We start from the raw sequence: 22,495 nt of genomic DNA, 5'->3' as shown, positions 1-22,495 counted from the left end.
TGATGGCGTCAGGTGGTGGACAGGAAGGCGGCCAGTTCGGCCTCGTAGGCGGTCGCGGCCTCTTCTCGTTCGGCCCAGGTCCGGCGGGCGAGGGAGACCAGGGCCGGGGATTTGCGGAGGACGGCCCGGGCCGCGTCCGCCGCCACCCGGGGCAGGTCCTCCGGCGCGCAGACGACGGCGGTACCGAGGCTCGCGGCGGGGATCTTCTCGGAGGTCAGGAAGGCGCGGCTCGCCATGGCGGGCGGCAGGAGGCGGCGCAGGATCGCCTGGCCGATCGTCACGCCGATGTCGAGTTCGGGGAGCCGCAGCCAGGCGGAGGAGGCGATGACGGGCACGTCGGCGGCGGCGAGCAGCAGGGCGCCGGCGCCGATCGCGGGCCCCTGCGCGGCGACGACCACCGGGGCGGGGCAGCGCAGCACGGCGGTCAGGGCGGCGGTACCGGCGGTCAGGGCGTCGCCCGCGGCCGGCTCGCCGCGGTCGTGGCCGGCGCTGAAGACGTCGCCGGTGGCGTCGAGCAGCAGGCACTCGTCCGGGCGCATGGCCCCGCACGTCTCGGCGAGCCACCGGTAGGCGGCCGAGTCCAGGGCGTTCACCGGAGGACGGGACAGCGTCGCCCTGACCAGGGCGCCGTCGCGCCGGACGCGCATCAGTAGGACCTCGGCAGCGACAGCCGCTTGTGCGCGATGTGGTTCAGCAGCATCTCCGAGCTGACCGGGGCGATCCGGAAGAGGCGGACCAGCCCGTGCAGCGTCGCCAGCCCGTACTCGCGGGACATGCCGTTGCCGCCGAGGGTCTGCATGGCGGCGTCGAGCGCGGTGGAGGCGGCCTCGGAGGCGGTGTACTTGGCCATGGCCGCCTCCACGCCGCCGGATTCGCCGCGGTCGAAGGCGCGGGCGGCGGACGCGGTCAGCAGGCGCGAGGCGGTCAGGGCCGTCTCGGCGCGGGCCAGCGGGTGGGAGACCGCCTGGTGCGCGCCGATGGGGACGTCCCAGACGGTCCGTTCGCGGGCGTAGGCCACGGCGATGGCGAGCGCGTAGCGGGCGATGCCGTTCAGGAGGGCGGCGCTGACGATGCGCTCGGGGTTGAGGCCCGCGTACAGGACGGCCATGCCGGCGTCCGGCCCGACCAGCGCGGAGTCGTCCACGCGGACGTCGTCGTAGAAGACGCTGTACTGCCGCTCGGGGGAAAGGATCTCGACCTCGATGGGGCTGGTGGTCAGGCCCGCCGCGTCGGTGGGGACGAGGAAGACCTTGAGCTCGTCCTCGACGCGGGCGACGGTGAGGAGCGCGTCGGCGTTGTCGACGTGCGAGACGTAGTACTTCTGGCCGGACAGCAGCCAGCCGCCGCCGTCGCGGCGGGCCCGCATGCGGATGTTGTGGGTGTTGGAGCCGGCGTCGGGCTCGGTGATGGCGAAGCCGAGCACCCGGGAGCCGTCCGCGAGGCCCGGCAGCCACGCGGCTTTCTGGGCGGGCGAGCCGAACCCGTCGATCATGGTCGCGCAGACGGCGGGGGACAGCGCGATGAGCATCAGCGGCACGCCCGCCTCGGCGATCGCCTCGGCGACCGCGGCGAGCGCCTCGACGCCCGCGCCGGCCCCGCCGTGCTCGGTGGAGACGCCGGCGCCGAGCGCGCCGATCCCGCCGAGCGCGCGCCACAGCTCGCGCGCGTTGTCGCCGGTGTCGGACGCGCGGACGTAGTACTCGTGCCCGTACTCGCGGCAGATCCGCAGGACGGTCTCGCGCAGCTCGTCCAGCTCCGCCGCCGAGGGTGTCGGACGCACACCGGCCTCCTTCAGACTCGTGTGTAAAAGACTGATGTATTCTCACACTAGCCGAAGGCGGGCCGCTGGACCGAGCCTGCGCCACCCCGTACGGATCCGGCCTACCAGTAAAAACACCGGCATCGGGGGCTTGTCGTAACCGGATCCCATCGTGCAAACTCTGACGTATTCACCCCCTGGTGTGGGTGGGGGTGCTTGCATCGCCCGACCAAGGGGATCATCGAGGAGAGATCATGAGAGCAGCCATGCGTCGCCACGCGGCCATCGCGGTAATGACCGCTCTGGCCGTTTCCGTGACGGCCTGCGGGTCATCCGGATCGGATACATCAGATGGATCGGGCGACACCTACACCATCGGCGTCGTGAACTCCACCACCGGTGCGCTCGGCGCGGTCGGCCAGCAGGAGGCCAAGGGCATGCAGCTGGCCGTGGAGGAGATCAACGCGGCCGGCGGCGTGAAGGGCCGCAAGCTCAAGCTGGAGGAGGTGGACGACCAGGGCTCGGTGAACCTGACCACCGCCGGGTTCAAGAAGCTCGCCACCGAGACCAAGGTGCCGGTCGTGATCGGGCCGGGCATCTCCGCGAACGCCAAGGCGGTGGCCCCGCTCGCCGACCAGTACGGCGTCACGCAGATCCTCCTCGTCGCGCAGCCCGAGGTCGCCAACGGCACCAAGCACGTCTTCGAGGTGCCGCTGCCGGGCAAGGCCAACTCCGAGGCCATGGTCAACTACGCCAAGGAGCAGGGCGCCAAGAACGCCGCGATCATCTGGGCGAACAACCCGTACGGCCAGGCGGGCAACACCGACATCAGCAACGCCGCCAAGGCCGCCGGGATCGACATCGTCAACTCCGAGGGCTTCGACCCGGGCAAGTTCGACTTCACCGCGCAGGCGGGCAAGGCGGCCGCGGCGAACCCCGGCGCGATCTTCCTGTACGGCGCCGGCGGGTCCAGCGACGCCCTGGTGCTGAAGAGCGTGGCCGCGACGGGCTACAAGGGCCTCATCATCGGAGACCTCGCGTACTCCTCCGACTTCGTCCCGGAGACCGCGGGCGGGAACGCGGCCGACAAGGTCGTCTCGCTGACGGCCGTCGACTACGGGAACCCCGACGAGAAGACCAAGAAGTTCCTCGACGCGTACAAGGCCAAGTTCGGTGAGGCCCCCTCGGTGCTGAGCACCTACGCCTACGTGGCGGTGCAGCTGACCGCCGCGGCCATCGAGAAGGCCCCGTCCTACACGGGCGAGGAGCTCTCCAAGGTGATCGAGTCGCTCAACTTCGAGAGCATCGTCGGAAAGCTGGCCTACACCGCCGACTGGCGCGGCGGCCCGAACGCCGACGCCTTCAAGCCGGTCACGTTCAAGAACGGCCAGTACGCGGTCCCGGACAAGGGCTGACCTCGACCAGCAGATGACGGTGGCCGGGCCGGACGACGGCCCGGCCACCGCCCTCGCCCCTAAGGAATCCGCCCGTGCGCATCATCGACCTTCTCGTCTCCGGTCTCACGCTCGGCGCCATCTACGCGCTCGTCGCCCTCGGCTTCCACCTCGTCTACCGGATGACGGGGGTACTCGACTTCGCCCAGGGCGACAAGGTGATCATCGGTGGCCTGCTGGGCCTGACCCTGGTCAGGCAGGGACTGGACACGATCCTGCTCGTCGCGCTGCTGGTGCTGATCGCCGGGCTGCTGCTCGGCATCGCCTACGACGCGCTCGTGATCCTGCCGACGCAGAACAACGGGCACATCGCGACGATCGCCGCGACCGTCGGGATCATGCTCGTGTTCGCCAACGGCGGCCACCTCGTCTGGGGTCCGGACGGCAAGCCGTTCCCGCCCGTCCACCGCGGCGTCCTGGAGATCGGCGAAATGCGGATCGGCTACCAGGACCTGCTGATCTGGACGGTGGTCATCGCCGTCGCGATCGGCCTGTCGCTGCTGCTCGGCCGGTCCAGGACCGGCCGCGGCATGGTCGCCGCGGCGACCGACCAGCTCGCCGCCCAGGCCGTCGGCATCAACGTCTCGCGGATGCGCGCCATCGCGTTCGCGCTGGCCTTCGGGCTGGCCGCGCTCGCCGGGGTGCTGGTCGCGCCGATCACGCTCGCCGGCGGGACGCTCGGTACCGCGCTGACGCTGAAGGGCTTCACCGGCGCGGTGCTCGGCGGGCTCGCCAGCACGCGGGGCGTCATCGTGGGCGCCGTGCTGCTCGGCGTGTTCGAGAGCGAGCTCGCCGCGGTCATCTCCAACAGCTATGTCGACCCGATCGTGCTGATCGCCCTCATCATCGTCCTGCTAGTGATGCCGAACGGCCTGTTCGGCCTGAGGAGGCAGCGCCTTGCCTGACAAAGCCTTCGCCCTCCGGGCCGGGCGGCACCTGGCTCCCACCGTGGTCGCCGCCGTCATCCTGCTCGGCTACGCGTTCACCAACCCGAGCGTGACCGACCTGGCCCTCGGCGTGAACATCGGCGTCGCCGCGATCGCCGCGGTCGGGCTGACCCTGACCATCGGCGGCGCGGGGCAGCTCGCGCTCGGCCAGGCCGGGTTCATGGCCATCGGCGCGTACGGGACGTCCTACCTGATGCTCGACCGGGAGATGGCGTTCCTGCCCGCGCTGGTCCTCGGCGTCGTGCTGGCACTGGTCGTCGGCGTGCTCGTCGGCTACATCGCGCTGCGGCTGCACGGCCACTACCTCGCGATGGCGACGCTCGCCGTCGGTACCGCCATCCACGCGTTCCTGATGCTGCCGGGCCCGCTCGGCGGCGCGAACGGGTACGCGCCGATCCCGTTCCCGGAGATCTTCGGGCACAAGCTCCTGGATCCGCGCGACCAGTACCTGCTGGTCGCGGTCACGCTCGTCCTCGTCCTGCTCGGGTCGCGGTGGCTGCTGGCCGCCCGGATGGGCCGGGAACTGGCCGCGCTGCGCGACGACGAGGTCGCCGCGCGGGCGGTCGGGGTGAACATCACCGCGCGCAAGGTGCAGATCTTCGCGATCTCCGCCGCGATCGGCGCGCTGGCGGGCGGCGTCAACGCGCCGCTGCAGACCGCCATCGACCCGTCGCTGTTCTCCACGGCGATCTCGATCCAGCTGTTCGTCATGGTGATCCTCGGCGGCCTCGGCAACATCTACGGCGCGGTGTTCGGCGCGGCGCTGGTGACCTGGCTGATCGCGGAGGTGCCCGGCAGCGGCTCCTGGGCGCTGACCGTGCTCGGCGTCGTCGTGGTCGTCTTCATGGCCGTGCTGCCGGACGGGCTGTCCGGCCTGACCCGGATCGCCCGCGCGCTGCTGGCCCGGTTCACCCGGCTCAGGCCCGGCTCGGGGGCGACGATCACGGAGGTGTCCAAGTGAGGACTCCGGGAACCGCGGAGGCGCGCGACATCACCCGCCGCTTCGGCGGGCTGACGGCCGTCGCGGGCGTGAGCTTCACCGCCGCCAAGGGCGAGATCCACGGGATCATCGGCCCGAACGGCGCCGGGAAGACGACGCTGCTGAACGTGCTGAGCGGGCTGCAGCGTCCCTCCAGCGGCGCGGTGCTCATCGGCGGCGAGGACGTGACGCGCTGGCCGAGCCACCGGCTGGTGAAGCGGGCGCGGCTGGTGCGGACGTTCCAGACGGTCCGGCTGTTCGGCAGCATGTCGGTCCGGGAGAACCTGCTGGTCGCGGCGCGGACGACGACCGCTCCGGCGCAGGCCAGGGAGCGGGTCGAGGAGGTGCTCGGCCGGCTGGATCTGGCCGGGCTCGCCGGCGAGCCGGGCGCCGCGCTGTCCTACGGGCTGCAGCGGCGGGTCGAGCTGGCCCGCGTGCTGGTGGCCGACCCCGCGGTGGTCCTGCTGGACGAGCCCGCCGCCGGGCTCAGCCCGCAGGAGCGCGGCGACCTCGCGGACATGCTGCGCGAGATGCGCGACTCGGGGGTCACGGTGATCCTCGTCGAGCACCACATGGACCTCGTCCACGCGGTCTGCCAGAACTGCACGGTGCTCGACTTCGGGAAGGTGATCGCGCGCGGCACGCCGGACGAGGTCACCCAGGACCCCGCCGTCCTGGAGGCGTACCTGGGCGGCCGGCACCACCGGACGGCGGACGTCGCCGCCCCCGTCCCGACGAGCGAGGAGGACTGATGGCACGGGCGCAGGACGGTCCGCTGCTCGAACTGAGCGGCGTCGTCTACCGGTACGGGGCGATCAGCGCGCTGAAGGGCGTGGACCTGCACGTGGACCGCGGCGAGGCGGTCTGCGTCATTGGGCCGAACGGCGCGGGCAAGACGACCCTCGCGCGGCTCGCCGGCGGCCTGTACCGGCCGGCCGGGGGCACGATCCGGGTGAACGGCGAGCCGATGCCGCGGCAGCCGCACGAGGCGGTCGCGCGGGGCATCGGCAGCGTCCTGGAGGGCCGGCACCTGTTCGTGGAGCAGACCGTCCAGACGAACCTGGAACTCGGCTGCTACCACGGCAAGGTGCCGAAGGCGGTGGTCGAGGAGCGCCTGGAGAAGGTCATGGACCTGTTCCCGGTGCTGCGCAAGCGCGCCGGGCAGGAGACGTCGACGATGTCCGGGGGCGAGCAGCAGATGGTCGCGGTGGGCCGCGCGCTGATGGCCGAGCCGGAGATCCTGATCCTGGACGAGCCGTCCATGGGGCTCTCCCCCAAGATCACCGGCGAGGTGTTCGACGCGCTCGCCGCGCTGCGCAAGGGCGGGCTGTCGATCCTGCTCATCGAGCAGAACGCGCCGCTCGCCTTCGAGTTGGCCGACCGCGGCTACCTGCTGCGGCAGGGCGAGGTGGTGGTCGAGGGGGACATCGAGGAGCTGACCAACGACGAAGTGGTCCGTTCGGCCTACCTGGGGGCGTGATGGGTTCGGGGACCGGGGCTCCGCTCTCGGGCGGCCCGCTCAACGCCGATCTCGAACGGCTCTACGGCATCGCGCTGGGGGAGGCGAGCCTGCCGGGCGCGTGTTACCAGGGCGACCCGCCGGACGACACCGCCCTGCCCGTCCCCGCCGCGCAGGATCCCGATCCGGCCGAGCGGGTCGAGCGGGTCGAGGCGGTCGAGCGGGCGCTGGAGCGGATCGCCGCCACGGACGGGGAGATCCGCGCCTGGGCGCTCGTGGACGCCGAGGGCGCCCGCGCCGAGGCGGAGCGCAACGGCGGACGCGGGCCGCTGCGGGGCCTCCCGGTCGGGGTGAAGGATCTGATCGACGTGGCCGGGCTGCCGACCGCCGGCGGGTCCCGGCACCTGAGCGGCCCCCGGCGGCGCGTCCCCGCCGCCGACGCCGGGTGCGTCACGCGACTCCGTGCCGCCGGGGCGGTGATCGTCGGCAAGACCACCACGCACGAGTACGCGTTCGGCGGCACCACGCCGCCGACCCGCAACCCCCGCGACACCGCGCGGATCCCGGGCGGCTCGTCCGGCGGTTCCGCGGCGGCCGTCGCCGCGGGGCACGTACGGCTCGCCCTCGGCAGCGACACCGCCGGATCGGTGCGGATCCCCGCGTCCTACTGCGGGACGGCCGGGTTCGTCCCGTCCCCCGGGCGGCTCCCCGGCGACGGCGTGCTGCCGCTCGCCTGGTCGCTGGACCGGGTGGGGCTGATCGCCGCGACCGCCGCCGACATCGCGCTGTCGGCGGCCGCCCTGGGGATCATCTCCGCGGCGGGCGGCGCGGCCCGGCCCGCCGGGTTCGCGGGACTGCGGGTCGGCGTCCCGGCCGGCACGCTGGACGAGCCCATCGACCCCGAGATCGGCGCGGCGGTCGAGCGGGCCCTGCGCACCGTCCGCGACCTGGGCGGCGAGGTCGTCGACGTGGAGATCCCGCACGGCTGGGCCGCCGTCGCCGCGGGCATGACGATCATCCTCGGGGAGTGCCTCGACTACCACCGCGAGCGGCGCGGGCCCGGCGCCGGCGCGCTGTTCGGCGCCGACGTGCGCGCCATGCTCGACCTCGCCGAACAGGTCCCCGCCGGCGCCTACGTCCGGGCGCAGCGGGTGCGGCACCTGCTGCGCGGCGAGGCGCTCGCCGCGCTGTCCGGCGTCGACCTGCTGGCGATGCCCACGATGCCCTGCGTCGCGCCGAAGGCGGACGCCGTCGCCGACGGGATGGTCCCGGTCGGCGGAACGGAGGTGACCATGGCCGCCGCGCATCTGCGGTACAACGTCCTGGCGAACCTGGCCGCGCTGCCCTGCGGGACGCAGCCGCTCGGCACCGACCGGGACGGCCTCCCGTTCGGCCTGCAGTGGGTCGCCGCTCCCGGCCGGGACGCGACGCTGGTCGGCGCGATGACGACGTTCGCGGCGAGCGCGCCCCGGGCCCATGTCCGCTAGCAACCGTGTCATCGACTCCCTCCGGCTCGATGACACGTTCCTCGACGAGGAGCACCGCGCGCTGCGCGACGTCCTGCGCCGGTTCGTGCGGGACCGCGTCGTCCCGCGCGCACCGAAGTGGGAGTCGGAGCTGCGGGTCCCGGACGAGGTGTTCACCGAGTTCGGCTCGCTCGGCTTCCTCGGCCTGTCGTTCCCGGCCGAGCACGGCGGGGGCGGCGCGGGGACGCGCGGCGCGGTCGTCTTCAACGAGGAGCTGGGACGCTCCACGTTCGGGGGCGTGGCCACCTCGATCTCGGTGCACACCGACTACTCCGCGCTGCACGTGTCCCGCGCGGGCGACGCGGAGCAGCGGCGCCGGTTCCTCCCCGGCATCCTGTCCGGCCGGACGATCTGCGCGCTCGCCGTCACCGAGCCCGACGCGAGCTCCGACCTGACCCGGCTCGCCGTCCGCGCACGCAGGGACGGGGACTCCTACGTCCTCGACGGCCGCAAGACCTTCATCACGAACGCGAACATCGCCGGCCTGTTCTTCGTCGTCGCCCGGACCGGCGAGCCGGGACGGCACGGGCTCTCCCTGTTCGCCGTGGAGCGCGGCACGCCCGGCCTGTCCAACGGGCGGACGTTCGAGAAGACCGGCTGGCGTTCGTGCGACACCGGTGAGCTGGTGCTGGACGGCTGCCGCGTCCCCGTCCGCAACCGCCTCGGCGCGGAGGGGGAGGGCTTCCGCTGGATGATGGCGGGCCTCGACCACGAGCGGATCGGCCTGGCCGCGCAGGCCGTCGGCCTGGGCGAGGCCGCCCTCGCCGAGACGGTCGCCTGGCTGCACGCGCGGCCCGGCTACGGCGGGCGGCTCTGGGACCTGCAGGCCCTCCGGCACGAGGTGGCCCGGCTGACGGCGCGCCTGGCGTCGGTGAAGACCCTGCTGTACCACGCGGCGGCGCTGGCCGACGGCGGCCAGGATCCCCGCACGCACGCGGCCGTGCTGAAGTCCTCGGTGCCGGAGATCGTCAACGAGCTGGCGTACAAGTGCGTCCAGTTCAACGGCGGCAACGGGTTCGTCACGGGGTCGGCGGTCGAGCGCATCGCCCGGGACGCCCGCTTCCTCGCCATCGGCGGCGGGTCGACCGAGGTCATGCTCGACGAGATCGCCCGATTGCTGTGACACCGCCTCCCGTGACCGGCCGGTCCTCAGCGCTGCCAGAACTGGAAGGCCGCGCCGTAGCGGGAGCGCAGCCCGAGCTGGGGGCCCTCGGCCGTCTCGACGACACCGGTCGAGACGCCGTGCTCGCCCCCGGCCAGGCGCGCCGCGAGCGCGTCGAGGTCGTCCATCGCGCAGCCCGCGACGACCCGCGGACCGGCGTGCGGCGGCCGGGGCGCCGCGGGGGCGACGTGCTGGAGGAACTCCAGCCGGGCGTTGCGCGACGCCGGTCCGCGGGCGATGACCGCGTCGAAGCCGTCACCGGGCGCCAGCCCGAGCAGCCGCTCCACCGCGGGGCCGTCGAAGCGGCCGTCGAAGTAGACGCGGCCGCCGAGGACGTCCGTCACGAACGCCCGCGCCCCCGGAAGGTCTGCGGTGGCGAACACGACCGCGTTGACCTCGCTGACGTCCACCTCGGGCCGCTCCCCGAGGACGCACCGCGTCCGGCCCTCCCGGTACTGGACGAACGCGTGGCGCAGGCCCGAGCGGGTCTGATCCAGCAGCCGCTCCCTGACCGGGTACTCGGTGCCCGGCAGGAGGTAGTCGATGGGGTCGCTGACGAACGTCCATCCCAGCTCGGCGATCGCGTCCTCGGTGGCGTCCGGGTGGCGCAGGTAGAAGTCGAGGGCGTAGGGCCCGGGGCGGTCGGGGACGCCGGCGGCGTCGGGGCGCGGCAGGCCGGGCACGTCCACGAGCCTGATCCATCCGCCCCTGCTCCCGGGCTTGCCGAGCAGCACCGACGCCGCGGGCGGCGCCGGCAGGTCCCACAGCCGCCGCCACAGCGCGGGCTCCCGCACCGGCCCCTGCTCGATGACCTCGAAGCCCATCGCGCCCACGTACAGATCGAGCAGCGGACCGGTGCCGGCCACCGGCAGGACCACGATGTCGATACCGTCGAACACGTCCCCGACCCCCATCGCCGCCACCGCTTCGCAACCGGAACCGGCCCGCTAAAGTCTGATGTATTACCGGCAAGGGTATCAAAGCCAGCGGATCGGAACGTGGGGCAGGACACCTTGCACCGTCACCGGCCCACCGGCCGGTCTCCGGTAAGGTGTCGGAGGTTTTCTCCACCGCACCCGCCAGGGCGAAGAGCGCCGGCCGGGCCGGCGCCCCCGGCCCGAGCACCGCTCCCGCCGGGCGCGGCATCGCGTGATGTCCGATGTATGCTCAAGCGTGCTGTGAGTCCCGGCGGCACGGAGTTCCCGCACCCAAGTACCAGCACCTCGAAGCCAGACCAGGGGGACAGCGACGTGTCCAGCACCAAAGGCAGCACCTCCGGCCGTTCCGGCACGGGGACGGCGACCGCGCTCCCGGTCAGCCGGCTGCGCCCCGCCTACCAGCAGGTCGCGGACCAGTTGCGCGAACTGATCCTGGACGGATCGCTGGCCCCCGGCGACCGCCTTCCCCCGGAGGGCGAGATCGGCGGCAACTTCGGGGTGAGCCGCAGCACGGTCCGCGAGGCGCTGCGCGTGCTGGCCTCGCAGGGCCTGGTGAAGACGGTCCGCGGCACCACCGGCGGCACCTTCGTCTCGCGCATCGAGCCCGACCAGATCAGCGAGTTCCTGGAGGCCGGCATCGGGCTGATGTCGGGCTCGGCGGCGCTGCCGCTGTCGGCGATCCTGGAGGCCCGCGAACTACTGGAGGTCCCCGCCACCGCCATCGCGGCCGAGCGCCGCGAGCAGCGCCACCTCGACGCGCTGCGCGCCGCGATGGAGCGGGAGAAGCGCTCCCGGGGCCGCAGCGTGAAGTTCCAGGAGCACCGGCACTTCCACGGGATCATCATGGAGGCGACCGGGAACGGGCTGCTCACGATGATGACGCAGCCGGTCTTCCACGTCCTGCGGACGCGCTTCCTGAACGCCGACTCCCCGGCCGAGTTCTGGGCCCAGGTCGACGACCAGCACGGCCAGATCATCGACCTTCTCGAAGCCGGCGACGGCGAGGCGGCCTCCACCGCCATGCGCGCCCACCTGCGCCACATCCGCGGCGCCTACCGCGAGTCCTGACGCCCTCCCGCCGCCCGCGCGGGTTCCGGCGCCCGCGCGGGTTCCGGTGGCCGGGCGCAGAGTGGGTCGGGCGCGGGGTGGTCAGGCCCAGGTCGGGGGGCGGTTCTCGCGGTAGGCGCGGAAGCCTTCCTGGCCGTCGGAGTCCGGCGGCGTCGTGTAGGAGATGAACTCCTCGATCTCGGGGACCACCGCCTCTGCCAGGGGGAGTGCCTCCACTGCGGCGAACTGGCGCTTCATGGCGGCCATGCAGGCGCGGGACCGGGTGGCCAGGCGGCCGGCCAGGTCGGCCACGGCGGCGTCCAGTTCGTCCGCGGGGACGGATGCCAGGGCGATCCCCAGTTCGACGGCCTCGGCGGCGGGAATCCACCGTCCGGTGAGGAAGATCTCCCTGGCGCGCTGGCGGCCGACGATGCGGGGCAGCCGCGCGGTGGAGCCGCCCGCGGGGATGACGCCGAACTCGGCGTGCGCGTCGGCGATGCGCGCGGAGTCCGCGATGAGGACCAGGTCGCAGGCCAGTAGCAGTTCGAAGCCGCCGGCGCGGGCGAGGCCGTTGACGGCGGCGATCACCGGCATCGACAGGCCCTCCAGCCGCAGGGTGAGCGCGGCGAGCCGCTTGGCGAGGCGCTCCCACACGGCGGGGTCGGCGAACGCCTCGTCCAGCAGGGCGAGGTCGAGGCCGACGCTGAACGCGCGGCCCGTCCCGCCGATGACGAGGACGCGGACGCCCGGGTCGGCCTCGGCCGCGTCGATGGCGGCCTCCAGCTCGTCGAAGACGCGCTCGGTCAGGCTGTTCATCGACTCGGGCCGGGTGAACGTGATGCGCGCCACCCGGCCCGTCACGTCGAGGCTCATGGTCTCCAGCGTCGGCACCGGCCCGCCCTCCTTTCGGGCGAGACCCCGCCCGATATATATCTGATGTATCAACATGATGGAGTATCAGCGGGACCCCCGCGGGAGTCAACTCCCCCGCGCGCCCACCCTGCCCCAAAGTGACCGAGGTTGGCCGCGACCGGCGCGGTTGTCATCGTAAAAGTGCAGGTACGGCCCGTGGCGAGAGCCGGAACGGGAGGCCGTCCCGGCTTGGACATCCAGGCTGGCCGTACCCTAGAATCGATATGTCTGACTTTAGCGACTCCCAGTGCGATGCGAGAGGACGGCCATGACGCTCAAGGACGGGTGGAACGGACGGTTCTACGAGGACTTCCAGGTGGGCGACGTCTACCGGCACCCCCTGGGTCGCACGGTCACCGAGAGCGACAACACCTGGTTCACGCTGCTGACGATGAACACGAACCAGATGCACTTCAACCGCGAGTACGCCGCGAAGTCCGAGTTCGGCAAGCAGCTGGTCGTGTCCACCTTCACCGTCGCGATCGCCGTCGGGCAGAGTGTCATCGACACCACGCAGAACGCGTTCGCCAACCTCGGCTGGGAGGACATCCAGCTCCCCCACCCGGTCTTCGCCGGCGACACGCTGTTCAGCGAGTCGATCGTGCTGGAGAAGCGCGAGTCGTCGAGCCGCCCGCACGCCGGCATCGTCACCATCCGCACCCGCACCCTGAACCAGGACGGCGACGAGGTCTGCACGTTCCGCCGCACCTTCTACGTCTACAAGCGGGGCGCCGAGCCGCTGAACGACCTGTTCCCCGAGGCGAAGAAGCCGCTCACCCTCGACACCGAGCGGGAGCGCGCATGAAGATCACCTTCGCGCCGTGGGGGGAGACGCTCGCGGAGCTGACCGACGCGGCCCGCCGCGCGGAGGCGGGCGGCGCCGAGGTCATCTGGGTGCCCGAGCTGCACCGCAGCGCCACGGTCGCCGCGGCGGCGCTCGCCGCCGCGACCGAGCGGGCGCGGATCGGCACCGGGATCGCGCTGGCGTTCACCCGCAGCCCCATGATCACCGCGCTGGAGGCGCTGGACCTGGACGACCTGTCCGAGGGGCGGTTCGTCCTCGGCCTCGGCTCCGGTGTGCAGCGGCTCAACGAGGACTGGCACAACGTGCCGTTCGGCAAGCCCGTCCGGCACATGCGCGAGGTCGTCCGCAACGTCCGCCACTTCTGGGAGACCTGCACCACCGGCGACCCGATCGACCTTCCGGGCGAGGAGGAGCCGATGCGGATCCGCGGCTACCAGCGCCCGTTCGCCGTCCGCCGCACCGGCATCCCCGTCCACATCGCCGCGATGGGCCCGGCCATGACCCGGCTGGCCGGCGAGATCGGCGACGGCTGGATCAGCCACGAGCTGTGCTCGCCGCGCTACCTCGCCGAGCGGGTGCTGCCGGAGCTGGAGACCGGGATCTCCCGGACCCCGGGCAAGAAGCGCGCGGACGTCGACGTCGTCGTCTCCGCGTGCTGCTCGGTGTCGGACGACCGCGCCACCGCGCGCCGCCGCGTCTCCGGGCTGGTCGGCTTCTACGCGAGCGTCCGCACCTACGCCGACTTCTTCGACTTCCACGGGCTGGCCGAGCAGCAGCAGGCCGTGATCGGCGCGTTCCGCAACGGCACCGGCGCCGAGCACCTCGCCGAGACGGTCTCTGCCGAGATGATCGACGCGCTGACGATGGCGGGCGGGCGCGCGGAGGTCGCCGAGCGCATCGCCGCCTACGAGGGCCTCGCCGACTCGGTGAAGCTCAGCCCGCCGACCCACGGTCTCGGCGTCGCCGAGACGCGCGCGGCGCAGGACGAACTCATCTCGCTGCTGCCAGATCTCACAGGGAGCGCTTCGTGAAACCTCTGGAAGACGTCCGCATCATCGCCGTCGAGCAGTACGGCGCCGGCCCGTTCGGCAGCATGCACCTCGCCGACCTCGGCGCCGAGGTGATCAAGATCGAGGAGCCCCGGTCCGGCGGCGACGTCGGCCGCTACGTCCCCCCGTACGGCGAGGGCGAGGACTCCCTGTTCTTCGAGACGTTCAACCGCAACAAGCGCAGCCTGTCCCTCGACCTGTCGACGGACGCGGGCCGCCAGGTCTTCGAGGACCTGGTGAAGGTGTCCGACGTCGTCTACTCCAACCTGCGCGGCGACGTCCCGAAGAAGATCGGCATCACCTACGACGACCTCAAGCACCTGAACCCGGCGATCGTGTGCTGCTCGCTCACCGGGTTCGGCATGACCGGGCCGCGCAGCAAGGAGCCGGGCTACGACTACGTCCTGCAGGGCCTCGCCGGGTGGATGGACCTGACCGGCGAGCCGGACGGCCCGCCCACCAAGTCGGGGCTGTCGATGGTCGACTACTCCGGCGGGTTCGTCGCGGCGATCTCGCTGCTGGCCGGGCTGCACGCGGCGCGCCGCGACGGCGTCGGCATGGACTGCGACGTCAGCCTGTACGACACGGCGATCGGGCTGCTCACCTATCCGGCGGTCTGGCACCTGAACGCCGGGTTCACCCCGGAGCGGACGAGCCACTCCGCGCACCCGTCGCTGGTGCCGTTCCAGGCGTTCGAGGCGAGCGACGGCTGGTTCATCGTCGGCTGCGCGAAGGAGAAGTTCTGGACGCGGCTGGCCTCCGTCGTGGGTCATCCCGAGTGGGCGGAGCCCGCGTCGGGGTTCGGCTCGTTCGCCGACCGGCGGCACAACAAGGACACGCTGATCCCGCTCCTGGAGGAGATCTTCCAGCGGCGCACCGTGGCCGAGTGGCTGGCTGACCTGTACGCGGCGGCCATCCCCTGCGGCCCCATCAACGACGTCGAGCAGGCCATGCGGGAGGAGCACACGAAGGCCCGCGGGCTGCGGGTCACGACCGAGCACCCGCGGTTCGGGACGGTGGAGCAGCTCGCCTCGCCGGTCCGGGTGGGCTCCGAGCCGGTCGAGTACCGCAGGGCGCCGCACCGCAACGAGGACTTCGACCTGGTCGTCCGGGAGATCGCCGGGTACGACGACGCCGCGGTGGAGCGGCTGCGGGCCGGGGGAGCGTTCGGCGACCCGCCCGCCGCGCGGAGCGCGCCGTCCACCGGCCCCGAGCCCGAGGCGGCGTCACGGTGATCGCACGGGAACTGGCCGCCTGGGCGCTCGGCCTGGCCGAGGTGCCCGGGGAGGTGGACGCCGCCGCGACGCGGCACCTGCTCGACGGGTTCGGCACCGCGCTCGGTGCCCTTCGGACGGGCGCGGCGGCCCCCGCGATCGAGGTGGCGCGGGGGCTCGGCGGCCCGCCGGAGGCGGCGGTGCTCGGCACCGGGGAGCGGCTGTCGGCACCCGCCGCCGCCCTCGCGAACGGCACGCTCGTGCACGCCCTGGACTTCGACGACACGCACGCGGGCGGGCTGGTGCACGCGACCGCGGTCGTGCTGCCCGCCGCGTTCGCCGTCGGCCAGCAGACCGGCGCCTCCGGCCGGGAGATCCTGACGGCGGCGGTCGCCGGGTACGAGACGGCCTGCCGCGTCGCGGCCGCCGCGCCGCACGGCTTCCACGCCCGCGGCCTGCACGCGACCATGGTCGCGGGGGTCTTCTCGTCCGCGCTGATCACCGCGCGGCTTCTCGGCCTGGACGAGGAGCGGACCGCCGGCGCGCTCGGCATCGCGGGCAGCCAGGCGGGCGGCCTGCTCGCCTTCCTCGGCACGGGCGCGTCCACCAAGCAGTTGCACCCCGGGTTCGCGTCGCAGTCCGGGATCATCGCGGCGCGGCTCGCGGCGGCGGGCGCGACCGGGCCGGAGACCGTCTTCGACGGCCCGCACGGCGTGTTCGACGCCCTCTCCGGCAGGCCCGCGGACCCGGCGTCCATCGTGGCCGGGCTCGGGGAGCGCTGGGAGACCACCCGGATCGGGATCAAGCCGTACGCGGCATGCCAGCTGTCGCACGCCACGATCGACGCGGTCCTGGACGCGATGGCGCGCGAGCGGCTCGTCCCGGAGGAGATCGCGAGCGTCCACGCCGTCGTCCACCCGGACTCGGAGCCGACCGTCTGCGACACCTCCCGCGACCTGACCCGGCCCGCGACCCCGTACGCGGCGAAGTTCTCGCTGCCGTGGACGGTCGCGGCGCTGATCACCGACGGGGGACTGGCGCTGGACACCTTCGCGCCGGGCTCGATCGCCCGGCCCGCGGTGACCCGGCTCGCCGCGCGCGTCCGCTGGGACGTCGCCGCGCCGCCCGGCGTCAACGCCGCCGACGCACCAGGCCGCGTCACGATCACCCTCGCCGACGGCCGCGAGGTGACGGGTTCGGTCCCGCGCAGCGCGGGCGGCGGCGACCGCCCGCTGAGCCGTGCGGCACTGCTCGCCAAGTTCGCGGGCTCCGCCGGCGTCCCGGCGGCGGAGGCGGAGGGGTTCGCGCGGACCGTCGAGTCGCTCGGCGCGCAGCCGGACGCCGCCGCCGTCATGGGGGCCGCCGCCGGCCTCGCCCAGTTCAACCGGCAGGAGGACCAATGACACTGCAAGCGATCAAGCCCGCCGTCTTCCCGTGGTTCCCCTATGAGGGATTCACGTTCTGCCTCGGTCTGTCGGAGGACGGGGGCGCGTGGTCGTCCGGGCATACGTCCGCCGCGTTCGACGAGGCGGTCGGGAAGATGACCGTCTCGGGGACGATGGCCGAGCAGGCGCGCACCGCCTACCGGAAGACCATGACGATCATCGAGGCGGCCGGGTACGGCCCCGGTGACGTCGTGCACGTGACGGAGAACGTCACGATCGCCGGGCTGGCCGACTACGAGGCCGCCGCGGCGGTCCGCAGGGAGGTCTTCGGCGAGCACGAGCCCACGGTGACGACGGTGGTCGTGGAGCGGCTCGTCCGGTCGGCCGCGCTGCTGGAGGTCGAGCTGCACGCCGTCCGCGGCGGCGGCGCCGAGCTGCTCGCGGCCAGCGAGCGGCGTGAGGCCGGGACGTGGGTCCCCTCGCCGGTCCGGGAGGGCCACGACGGCACCGTGCACCTGCCGACCATGGTCCCGCTGGACGAGTCGGGCGACATCGTCAGCCCCGGCGACTTCGCCGGCCAGTACGCCTACTGCCTCGACCGGGCGGACGCGCTGCTGCGCAAGGCGGGCCTGTCGCTCGACAACGCGGTGACGACCTACGACTACTCGACGCCCGCCACGCGCGAGGTCTACCGCAAGACCCACCGCGTCCGGAAGGAGCGGCTCGGCGGCGCGGGCGTGTACCCGGGGGCCGGCGGCATCCTGATGAGCCGGCTGCACCACCCCGAGTCGCTCGTCGCGATCGACGTCACCGCGTCGCGGCACCCGCTCGAACTCGTGAACCCGGGCTGGTCCCGGTACGACACGCTGACCTACGCGCCGGGCGTCCGCGCGGGGCGGACCCTGTTCATGGCGGGGTTCGCGGCGCTCGACATGGAGACGCAGGAGGCGCTGCACCCGGACGACATCGGGGCGCAGGCGGAGGCCACCTACGGCTCCGTCCTGCACCTGCTGGAGTACGCGGGCCTCGGCCCGGCGGACCTGCTGTCCACCATCGAGTTCTGCGTCGAGTCGGCGCTGCGGCAGTACCGCGCGGTCGCGCCCGTCCGGGAGCGGCTGCTGTCGCCGCCCTGGCCCGCGTCGACCGGAGCGATCTGCGCGGGGCTGCTGCGTCCGGAGTTCCTCCTCGAGGTGTTCCCGACCGCGCTGTACCCGGAGGGCGCGCCGACCGTGAAGGAGGCGTCATGACGCTGCTCACCGACGAGATGCGCGCCCTCGCCGGCCGCACGAAGGTCTACACCGCGCCCGAGCCGCTCGGCGCCGCGGCCGGCCGCTACTTCGGCCTGGCCATCGGCGACCACAACCCGCTCTACTCCGACCCGGAGTACGCGCGGGCGCAGGGCCTGGCGGACGTGACCGCGCCGCCGACGCTGATCTGCGAGACGAACCAGTACGCGAACCTGCCGATCGACCCGGACGGCCACGCGGGCCATACCTGGGGCATCGACCTGCCCGGCACCCGGCAGGTGCGCGGCGGCAACCGCTACGTGTTCCACCGCCGCGTCCTCCCGTCCGACATCGTCACCGCCACCTGGGAGATCACCGAGGTGGTCGGCAAGCGGAACCGGGCGGGCGCGGAGATGCTGATCATCACCTCGCGGGCGACGTACACCCAGCAGGACGGGGACCTGCTCGCGGAGAACGAGGAGACCATCATCTACGTATCGCTGGAGGTGGAGGCATGACCGCCGCGACGGCAGTACACCAGGTCGGGGAGACGGTGCCCCCGCTGGAACGGACGATCACCTTCCCGGAGATGATCGCCTACGCGGGGGCCACCTGGGACTGGTACCGGCTGCACTACGACCTCGACTTCATCCGGGCGTCCAAGCTGCCCGGCGTCGTCGTGGACGGCCAGGTGTTCGGCGCCCTCCTCGTCGAGCAGATCCAGGACTGGCTCGGCCCGCGGTGCTTCGTCCGCACGCTGGAGTTCACCTTCAAGGCGCTGGTGTTCGCGGAGGAGACCGTCCGCTGCGAGGGCACGGTCACCGAGGCCGGGGACGGCCGCCTCGACCTCGACCTGCGGGTGGTCGTCGTCGGCGCAGGCGGCGAGATCGACCGCGTCGCCGTGGCACCGGCGAGCGCCCGCGTCCTGCTCGGTACGGCCGACGGGCCGGGGGGAGAGGGGGCACGATGAGCACGGGTGTCGCGATCGCCGGCGCCGCCGAGTGCGACCTCGGCGTGACGAACCGGTCGATCCTCGGGCTCCAGGCGCAGGCGGTCTCGCGGGCGCTGGACGACGCGGGCCTCACCCTGCGCGACGTCGACGGCATCGCCACGACCGGCGTCGCCCGGTTCTCGGCGACCCAGCTCGCCGACTACTTCGGCATCGAGCCGACGTGGACGGACTCGACCTACGCGGGCGGCTCCGCGTTCGAGATGTTCGTCGCCCGCGCCGCGCAGGCGATCCAGGCGGGCCAGGCCGAGACCATCGTGATCAGCTTCGCGTCCAACCAGCGGTCGGCGCGGTCCCGCTCGCTCGGCGGCGTCGTCGAGGACCACACGCCCGAAGCGCAGTTCGAGACGCCGTACGGGCCGCTGTTCCCGCTGTCGTACTACGCGATGGCGGCGCAGCGGTACCTGCACGCGTACGGCAAGACGCGCGAGCAGCTCGCGGAGGTCGCGGTGGCCGCGCGGGAGTGGGCGCTGCTGAACCCGGCCGCGTTCCGCTACGGCAAGGGCCCGCTCACCGCGGACGACGTGCTCGGCTCGGCGATGATCTCCAGCCCGCTCACCGCGCTGGACTCCTGCCTCGTCACCGACGGCGGCGGCGCGGTCGTCCTCACCTCGCTGGAGCGCGCCCGCGACCTGCGCCGCACGCCCGTCGAGGTCCTCGGATACGGCGAGCGGACGACCAACACCTCGATGACCGCGGTGGCCGACCCGACCGTCACCGGCGCGACCGGTTCCGGCGCGGACGCGTTCGCCCGCGCCGGCGTCACCCCGGCCGACATCGACGTCGTGCAGGTGTACGACTCGTTCACGATCACGGTCGCGCTGACGCTGGAGGGGCTCGGCTTCTGCGGGCGCGGCGAGGCCCTCGACTGGATCGCCGGCGGCCGGATCAGGCCGGGCGGCGACTTCCCGCTCAACACCTCGGGCGGCGGCCTGTCCTACTGCCACCCGGGCCAGTTCGGGATCCTGCTGCTGGTCGAGGCGGTGCGGCAGCTGCGCGGCGAGGCCGGAGACCGGCAGGTCGACGGCGCGCGGCTCGCCGTCGCGCACGGCACGGGCGGGATCCTGTCGACGCACGCCACGGTGATCCTGGGGGTGGACGGATGACCGGCCTCGACGGCTTCAAGCCCGACGTCCCGGCGCCCGACGAGATCACGGGCCCGTGGTGGGAGGCGACGCGGGAGCACCGCCTCGTCCTGCAGACCTGTGCGCGCTGCGTCCGGGAGGACCGGCCGGGTGCGCAGCACCCGCCGCGTGCGCTCTGTATTCACTGCGGGTCGGACGAACTGGACTGGGCCGCGTCCGCCGGCACGGGCGTCGTGGACGCCTGCACGGTGGTGCACCGCGCGCCGCGCCCGGACCTCGCCGTCCCGTACGTGATCGCACGGGTCCGGCTGGACGAGGGCGTCGTCCTCCTCACCCGCCTCCAGGAGCGGGAGCCGGACGCATGGCGCATTGACGACCCGGTCCGGGTCGCCTGGGTCGACCTGGACGACGGGCGCGCCCTGCCGGTGTTCGTCCCGCACGAGGCGCCGTCCCCCGAGACCGAGAGAGGCAACTGAATGGATTTCCAGCTCAACGAGGACCAGCGCGAGTTCCGCGCCGTCCTGCGCGACTTCGTCGACAACGAGATCATCCCGGTGGCGCGCGACTGGGAGCAGTCCGGCCGCTACCCCACCGAGATCGTCAAGGGCATGCGGGACATGGGGCTGTTCGGGATCACCGTCCCGGAGGAGTACGGCGGCCTCGACCTCGACCCCGTCTCGTTCGCGCTGGTCTTCGAGGAGATCGCGCGCGGCTGGATGGGCATCGCTGGCATCCTCGGCAGCCACTCGCTGGCCTGCCGCATGATCGCCATGCGCGGCACCGAGGAGCAGAAGAACAAGTACCTGCCCGGCCTCGCGTCCGGTGAGCGCCGCACCGGCATCGGCCTCACCGAGCCGGACGCGGGCACCGACCTGCAGGGCATCCGCACGACGGCCCGGCTGGAGGGCGACCACTACGTCGTCAACGGGGCGAAGATGTGGATCACCAACGCGCGGTACGCGGACCCGCTGCCGGTGCTGGTGAAGACCGACCCCTCCGCGTCCCCCGCGCACAAGGGCATGAGCATCCTGCTCGTGGACGCGGGCACCGAGGGCTACCAGATCACCAAGGACATCCCGAAGCTCGGCTACAAGGGCACGGAGTCCTGCGAGATCGTCCTGGACAACGTGCGGGTGCCGAGGGAGAACCTGCTCGGCGGCGTCGAGGGCAAGGGCATGCAGCACGCGCTGTCCGCGCTGGAGTGGGGCCGGGTCAACATCGCCGCCCGTTCGGTCGGCATCGCCCAGCGCGCCCACGACGAGGCCCTGGCCTACGCCGGTCAGCGCCGGGCGTTCGGGCAGTCCATCGGCGAGTTCCAAGCCGTGCAGCTGCAGCTCGCGAGCGTGGCGACCCAGCTCCAGGCCGCCCGGCTGATGGCCTACTTCGCGGCGGACGCGGTCCGCCGGGGGCGCGCCGACGGGCAGACGGGCATGGCGAAGATCTTCTGCTCGGAGGTCGCGCTGCAGGCGTCGATCGAGGCGATGAAGGTCCACGGCGGCTACGGCTACTCCACCGAGTACGAGGTGGAGCGGCTCTACCGCGACGCGATCCTGATGAGCATCGGGGAGGGCACCAACGACGTCCTGCGGACGGTCGTGGCCAAGTCCCTGCTGCGCGGCGAGACGGTCGTGCGGTGACCGCCCCGGCGCGGCTGCCGCGCAGCTACCTCTACGTCCCGGGCAACGCCCCGGACAAGCTCGGCAAGGCGCTGGCGCGCGGCGCCGACGCGCTGATCGTCGACCTCGAGGACGCGGTCCCGCCGGACGGCAGGGACGCGGCGCGGCGCGCGGTCGCCGCCTGGCTGCGCTCGGGCCTGGACACCGGCGGCGCCGAGCTGTGGGTGCGGGTCAACGGCGGCGCGGCGGGGGAGCAGGACGTGCGGGCGCTCGCCGGGCTGCCCGCGCTGACCGGGCTCGTCCTCGCCAAGGCCGAGGACGCGGCGCACGTCGCGGCCGTCGCCGGGCTGCTGGCCGGGCTCGGCGACGTGACGACGGCGCTCATGCCGCTGCTGGAGACGGCGGGGGCGATCCTGGACGTCCGGGACATCGCCCGGGCGCCCAGGGTGCACCGGCTCCAGATCGGCGAGGTGGACCTGGCCGCCGACGCGGGGCTCGACCCGGGCCCGGACGAGGCGGAGCTGGCGTTCGCCCGGAGCATGGTCGTCATGGCCAGCGCCGCGGCCGGGCTTCACCCGCCGGTCGGCCCGGTGTCGGCGATCACCGCCGATCCCGCGGCGCTCGCCGAGTCCACCGAGCGCGTCCGGCGGCAGGGGTTCGCGGGACGGGCGTGCATCCACCCCGCGCAGCTCCCGGTCGTCCACGAGGTGTTCACCCCGTCGGCGCCGGAGGTCGCGCGGGCGGCGGACGTCCTGGCCCGGTACGAGGCGGCCGCCGGGGCCGGGTCGGGCGTCGCGCTGGACGCCGAGGGCCGGCTGATCGACGCGGCGGTGATCCGGCTCGCGCGCCGCACGCTGGCCACGTCCGGTCGCGGGCCGATCACCACTCCGAAATAGATCAGACATATAAATGGCGTACCCTGC

23 protein-coding genes are annotated in these 22,495 nt (G+C 73.2%); 19 read left to right on the top strand and 4 right to left on the bottom strand.

Features of this window, described 5'->3' with window-relative positions:
- Nucleotides 1-8 precede the first annotated feature (8 nt).
- Entirely contained in the window at nucleotides 9-647 is a 639-nt protein-coding gene (locus ABZ806_RS07005; RefSeq protein ID WP_500215919.1) for an enoyl-CoA hydratase/isomerase family protein, read from the bottom strand.
- Nucleotides 647-1,780 carry an acyl-CoA dehydrogenase family protein gene (locus ABZ806_RS07000; protein WP_500215918.1) on the bottom strand — a complete coding sequence of 378 codons (1,134 nt, stop codon included), beginning with the start codon at nucleotides 1,778-1,780 and terminating at the stop codon, nucleotides 647-649. Before ABZ806_RS07000 ends, ABZ806_RS07005 begins: the two co-directional genes overlap by 1 nt.
- 233 nt (nucleotides 1,781-2,013) lie before the next feature.
- Here ABZ806_RS07000 and ABZ806_RS06995 point away from each other — a divergent pair, with 233 nt between their 5' ends.
- From ABZ806_RS06995 to ABZ806_RS06965, 7 genes are all read left to right on the top strand, one after another.
- Complete coding sequence (locus ABZ806_RS06995) at nucleotides 2,014-3,174, top strand: ABC transporter substrate-binding protein (RefSeq protein WP_500215917.1); 1,161 nt, start codon at nucleotides 2,014-2,016, stop codon at nucleotides 3,172-3,174.
- A 74-nt stretch (nucleotides 3,175-3,248) separates the two neighbouring features.
- On the top strand, nucleotides 3,249-4,118 hold the full coding sequence (locus ABZ806_RS06990; RefSeq protein WP_500215916.1) for a branched-chain amino acid ABC transporter permease: 870 nt from the start codon (nucleotides 3,249-3,251) through the stop codon (nucleotides 4,116-4,118).
- Nucleotides 4,111-5,121 carry a branched-chain amino acid ABC transporter permease gene (locus tag ABZ806_RS06985; protein WP_500215915.1) on the top strand — a complete coding sequence of 337 codons (1,011 nt, stop codon included), beginning with the start codon at nucleotides 4,111-4,113 and terminating at the stop codon, nucleotides 5,119-5,121. The genes ABZ806_RS06990 and ABZ806_RS06985 overlap by 8 nt, the downstream gene beginning before the upstream one ends.
- Nucleotides 5,118-5,891 (top strand): ABC transporter ATP-binding protein, encoded by a 774-nt coding sequence (locus ABZ806_RS06980; RefSeq protein WP_500215914.1) that lies wholly within the window; start codon nucleotides 5,118-5,120, stop codon nucleotides 5,889-5,891. The genes ABZ806_RS06985 and ABZ806_RS06980 overlap by 4 nt, the downstream gene beginning before the upstream one ends.
- Nucleotides 5,891-6,619: an ABC transporter ATP-binding protein gene (locus tag ABZ806_RS06975; RefSeq protein WP_500215913.1), complete on the top strand. Its 729-nt coding sequence runs from the start codon at nucleotides 5,891-5,893 to the stop codon at nucleotides 6,617-6,619. Before ABZ806_RS06980 ends, ABZ806_RS06975 begins: the two co-directional genes overlap by 1 nt.
- The gene (locus ABZ806_RS06970; RefSeq protein WP_500215912.1) at nucleotides 6,619-8,085 is read left to right on the top strand and encodes an amidase; all 1,467 of its coding nucleotides are present in this window, start codon (nucleotides 6,619-6,621) and stop codon (nucleotides 8,083-8,085) included. The genes ABZ806_RS06975 and ABZ806_RS06970 overlap by 1 nt, the downstream gene beginning before the upstream one ends.
- The gene (locus tag ABZ806_RS06965) at nucleotides 8,075-9,247 is read left to right on the top strand and encodes an acyl-CoA dehydrogenase family protein (RefSeq protein WP_500215911.1); all 1,173 of its coding nucleotides are present in this window, start codon (nucleotides 8,075-8,077) and stop codon (nucleotides 9,245-9,247) included. The genes ABZ806_RS06970 and ABZ806_RS06965 overlap by 11 nt, the downstream gene beginning before the upstream one ends.
- Nucleotides 9,248-9,273: 26 nt before the next feature.
- Here the strand turns inward: ABZ806_RS06965 and ABZ806_RS06960 are convergent, their stop codons facing one another.
- Complete coding sequence (locus ABZ806_RS06960) at nucleotides 9,274-10,200, bottom strand: hypothetical protein (RefSeq protein ID WP_500215910.1); 927 nt, start codon at nucleotides 10,198-10,200, stop codon at nucleotides 9,274-9,276.
- A gap of 336 nt (nucleotides 10,201-10,536) precedes the next feature.
- Here ABZ806_RS06960 and ABZ806_RS06955 point away from each other — a divergent pair, with 336 nt between their 5' ends.
- Nucleotides 10,537-11,292: a FadR/GntR family transcriptional regulator gene (locus ABZ806_RS06955; protein ID WP_500215909.1), complete on the top strand. Its 756-nt coding sequence runs from the start codon at nucleotides 10,537-10,539 to the stop codon at nucleotides 11,290-11,292.
- 81 nt (nucleotides 11,293-11,373) lie between these two features.
- Here the strand turns inward: ABZ806_RS06955 and ABZ806_RS06950 are convergent, their stop codons facing one another.
- Nucleotides 11,374-12,162: an enoyl-CoA hydratase/isomerase family protein gene (locus tag ABZ806_RS06950; RefSeq protein WP_500215908.1), complete on the bottom strand. Its 789-nt coding sequence runs from the start codon at nucleotides 12,160-12,162 to the stop codon at nucleotides 11,374-11,376.
- Nucleotides 12,163-12,451: 289 nt separating this feature from the next.
- Here ABZ806_RS06950 and ABZ806_RS06945 point away from each other — a divergent pair, with 289 nt between their 5' ends.
- From ABZ806_RS06945 to ABZ806_RS06895, 11 genes are read left to right on the top strand one after another with little or no spacing between them, the layout of a single operon-like run.
- Nucleotides 12,452-12,988, top strand: coding sequence for a MaoC family dehydratase (locus ABZ806_RS06945; protein WP_500215907.1), 537 nt, complete (start codon nucleotides 12,452-12,454; stop codon nucleotides 12,986-12,988).
- Nucleotides 12,985-14,019 carry an LLM class flavin-dependent oxidoreductase gene (locus ABZ806_RS06940; protein ID WP_500215906.1) on the top strand — a complete coding sequence of 345 codons (1,035 nt, stop codon included), beginning with the start codon at nucleotides 12,985-12,987 and terminating at the stop codon, nucleotides 14,017-14,019. Before ABZ806_RS06945 ends, ABZ806_RS06940 begins: the two co-directional genes overlap by 4 nt.
- Nucleotides 14,016-15,272, top strand: a complete 1,257-nt coding sequence (locus tag ABZ806_RS06935; RefSeq protein ID WP_500215905.1) for a CaiB/BaiF CoA transferase family protein — start codon at nucleotides 14,016-14,018, stop codon at nucleotides 15,270-15,272. The genes ABZ806_RS06940 and ABZ806_RS06935 overlap by 4 nt, the downstream gene beginning before the upstream one ends.
- Entirely contained in the window at nucleotides 15,269-16,654 is a 1,386-nt protein-coding gene (locus tag ABZ806_RS06930; RefSeq protein ID WP_500215904.1) for an MmgE/PrpD family protein, read from the top strand. Before ABZ806_RS06935 ends, ABZ806_RS06930 begins: the two co-directional genes overlap by 4 nt.
- Nucleotides 16,651-17,883 (top strand): Rid family hydrolase, encoded by a 1,233-nt coding sequence (locus tag ABZ806_RS06925; RefSeq protein ID WP_500215903.1) that lies wholly within the window; start codon nucleotides 16,651-16,653, stop codon nucleotides 17,881-17,883. Before ABZ806_RS06930 ends, ABZ806_RS06925 begins: the two co-directional genes overlap by 4 nt.
- Nucleotides 17,880-18,380 (top strand): FAS1-like dehydratase domain-containing protein, encoded by a 501-nt coding sequence (locus tag ABZ806_RS06920; protein WP_500215902.1) that lies wholly within the window; start codon nucleotides 17,880-17,882, stop codon nucleotides 18,378-18,380. The genes ABZ806_RS06925 and ABZ806_RS06920 overlap by 4 nt, the downstream gene beginning before the upstream one ends.
- The gene (locus ABZ806_RS06915; RefSeq protein ID WP_500215901.1) at nucleotides 18,377-18,832 is read left to right on the top strand and encodes a MaoC/PaaZ C-terminal domain-containing protein; all 456 of its coding nucleotides are present in this window, start codon (nucleotides 18,377-18,379) and stop codon (nucleotides 18,830-18,832) included. Before ABZ806_RS06920 ends, ABZ806_RS06915 begins: the two co-directional genes overlap by 4 nt.
- Nucleotides 18,829-19,977, top strand: a complete 1,149-nt coding sequence (locus ABZ806_RS06910) for an acetyl-CoA acetyltransferase (protein ID WP_500215900.1) — start codon at nucleotides 18,829-18,831, stop codon at nucleotides 19,975-19,977. Before ABZ806_RS06915 ends, ABZ806_RS06910 begins: the two co-directional genes overlap by 4 nt.
- The gene (locus ABZ806_RS06905) at nucleotides 19,974-20,432 is read left to right on the top strand and encodes a Zn-ribbon domain-containing OB-fold protein (RefSeq protein WP_500215899.1); all 459 of its coding nucleotides are present in this window, start codon (nucleotides 19,974-19,976) and stop codon (nucleotides 20,430-20,432) included. Before ABZ806_RS06910 ends, ABZ806_RS06905 begins: the two co-directional genes overlap by 4 nt.
- Entirely contained in the window at nucleotides 20,433-21,593 is a 1,161-nt protein-coding gene (locus tag ABZ806_RS06900; protein WP_500215898.1) for an acyl-CoA dehydrogenase family protein, read from the top strand.
- Nucleotides 21,590-22,468: an HpcH/HpaI aldolase/citrate lyase family protein gene (locus ABZ806_RS06895; RefSeq protein WP_500215897.1), complete on the top strand. Its 879-nt coding sequence runs from the start codon at nucleotides 21,590-21,592 to the stop codon at nucleotides 22,466-22,468. Before ABZ806_RS06900 ends, ABZ806_RS06895 begins: the two co-directional genes overlap by 4 nt.
- Nucleotides 22,469-22,495: the final 27 nt, after the last annotated feature.

This window comes from Spirillospora sp. NPDC047418, assembly GCF_040643275.1.
Taxonomy (GTDB): Bacteria; Actinomycetota; Actinomycetes; order Streptosporangiales; family Streptosporangiaceae; genus Spirillospora.
The sequence above is the reverse complement of the archived record's forward strand: the minus strand, read 5'-3'. Positions and strand labels throughout refer to the sequence as shown.